Raw genomic sequence first — 2,500 nt, 5'->3', positions numbered from 1 at the left:
ATCAAACTGAGAGATAGCTCGTTCTCCCCGAAATGTTTTTAGGAACAGCCTTGGATATAGACGTGTTATAGAGGTAGAGCTACTAATTGGGCTAGGGGGCTTCACCGCCTACCAAACCCTAATAAACTCCGAATGCTATAACATAATCTCCAGGAGTGAGGCTGTGGGCGCTAAGGTCCATGGCCGAGAGGGAAATAACCCAGACTAACAGCTAAGGTCCCTAATCGTATGTTAAGTTGAACAAACGCGGTTCAAATCCTAAAACAGCCAGGATGTTGGCTTGGAAGCAGCCATTCATTTAAAGAGTGCGTAACAGCTCACTGGTCGAGGGTTTGGGCACGGAAAATAATCGGGCATCAAACATACAACCGAAGCTTTAGGCCTAGCAGCAATGCTAGACGGTAGGGGAGCATTCTAAACTGCATCGAAGGTGTGTTGTGAGACATGCTGGAGCGTTTAGAAAAGAAAATGTAGGCATAAGTAACGATAAATAAGATGAAAAATCTTATCGCCGTAAGACTAAGGGTTCCTGATCAACGCTAATCGGATCAGGGTTAGTCGGGTCCTTAGGCAAAGCCGAGAGGCGTAGCTGATGGCAAACTGGTGAATATTCCAGTACCTGCTATAAATTCGATGGAGTAACGGAGTAGTGAAAGGACTGCGCACTTACGGAATAGTGCGTTGAAGGGTGTAGGTATACTGACTGTAGGAAAATCCGCAGATGGTGCTGAACCTGATAGTACAGCAAAGCTTCGGCAGCGCTGATAATGTCCCTAATCAGACTTCCAAGAAAAACTTCTAAGGTTCGTTTATAGCAGCCCGTACCGTAAACCGACACAGGTAGTCGAGATGAGTATTCTAAGGCGCTCGAGTGATCCGTGGTAAAGGAACTAGGCAAATTGACGCTGTAACTTCGGGATAAGGCGTACCACAGTAATGTGGTCTCAGTAAAATGGTACAACCAACTGTTTAACAAAAACACAGGGCCCTGCAAAATCGAAAGATGACGTATAGAGCCTGATACCTGCCCGGTGCTGGAAGGTTAAGGAAGGATGTTCGGAGTAATCCAAAGCTTCTGACTGAAGCCCCAGTAAACGGCGGCCGTAACTATAACGGTCCTAAGGTAGCGAAATTCCTTGTCGGGTAAGTTCCGACCTGCACGAATGGTCTAATGAGTTGTACACTGTCTCTACCACGAGCTCGGTGAAATTGTAGTATCGGTGAAGATGCCGGTTAATCGCAACGGGACGGAAAGACCCCGTGAACCTTCACTACAACTTAACATTGATTTTGAATGCCAGATGTGTAGGATAGTTGGGAGACTATGAAGCAGCTTCGCCAGGAGTTGTGGAGTCATCGTTGAAATACCAACCTTCTGTTATTTAGAGTCTAATCCGGCAACGGAGACATTGTTTGGTGGGTAGTTTGACTGGGGTGGTCGCCTCCTAAAAGGTAACGGAGGCTCGCAAAGGTACCCTCAGTACGGTTGGTAATCGTACGCAGAGCGCATTAGTATAAGGGTGCTTGACTGTGAGGCAAACAAGCCGAGCAGGTGCGAAAGCAGGCTAAAGTGATCCGGTGGTTCTGTATGGAAGGGCCATCGCTCAAAGGATAAAAGGTACTCCGGGGATAACAGGCTGATCTCACCCAAGAGCTCATATCGACGGTGAGGTTTGGCACCTCGATGTCGGTTCGTCACATCCTGGGGCTGGAGAAGGTCCCAAGGGTTCGGCTGTTCGCCGATTAAAGTGGCACGTGAACTGGGTTCAGAACGTCGCAAGACAGTTCGGTCCCTATCTGTTGTGATCGTTAGTAAATTGAGGAGACATGACCTTAGTACGAGAGGACCGGGTCGTACGTACCGCTGGTGTATCTGTTGTGCCGCCAGGTGCAGTGCAGAGTAGCTATGTACGGACAGGATAAACGCTGAAAGCATCTAAGCGTGAAACCTGCTTCAAGATGAGTTTACTTTTAAGGGCCGTCGGAGACTACGACGTTGATAGGTTACAGGTGTAAAGGTGGTAACATCAAAGCCGAGTAATACTAATTGCCCGTAAGCTTTAATTTTATTTATTACTGCAAAGTTCGTATACGACTTTCCCAATATGTTATCTTATTATCAGCTGGAGATAAGGCAAGCGAAAGCCCCTGCATCTCAGATGAGCGATCATCGCAGCTAAAGATCTTATGGTGGTTATGCCGAGGGTGTTCACCTCTTCCCATTCCGAACAGAGAAGTTAAGCCCCTCATGGCCGATGGTACTGCACTATCATGCGGGAGAGTAGGTAACTGCCATATTTATTAAGAAAGGTCCTGGTGACAACGCCAGGACCTTTTTCTTTCTCTTAGAGTAGAAGCTCTTCTCTTCTTATAAAGCTCTCTGATACATTAACAGAGACCATCGATTACCTTCCTTTATGTATACAGTGTGTATACATCTACGTAGGTCCGTCACATTGGACCGTTTTGAAATAGAAATAATTAGCAATAAAGTTGAAAT

General features: G+C 46.6%; 2 rRNA genes (1 of these 2 cut by a window edge). Both read left to right on the top strand.

Features of this window, described 5'->3' with window-relative positions:
• Nucleotides 1–2,067 (top strand): 23S ribosomal RNA (locus KD145_RS16185); it begins 811 nt to the left of the window's first position.
• Nucleotides 2,068–2,186: 119 nt separating this feature from the next.
• Nucleotides 2,187–2,298: ribosomal RNA gene (gene rrf, locus KD145_RS16180) — 5S ribosomal RNA — on the top strand.
• The last annotated feature ends 202 nt before the right edge of the window (nucleotides 2,299–2,500 follow it).

The organism is Chitinophaga sp. HK235, assembly GCF_018255755.1.
Lineage (GTDB): Bacteria > Bacteroidota > Bacteroidia > Chitinophagales > Chitinophagaceae > Chitinophaga.
Note: the sequence above shows the minus strand (reverse complement) of the source record. Positions and strands in the feature narration are given on the sequence as shown.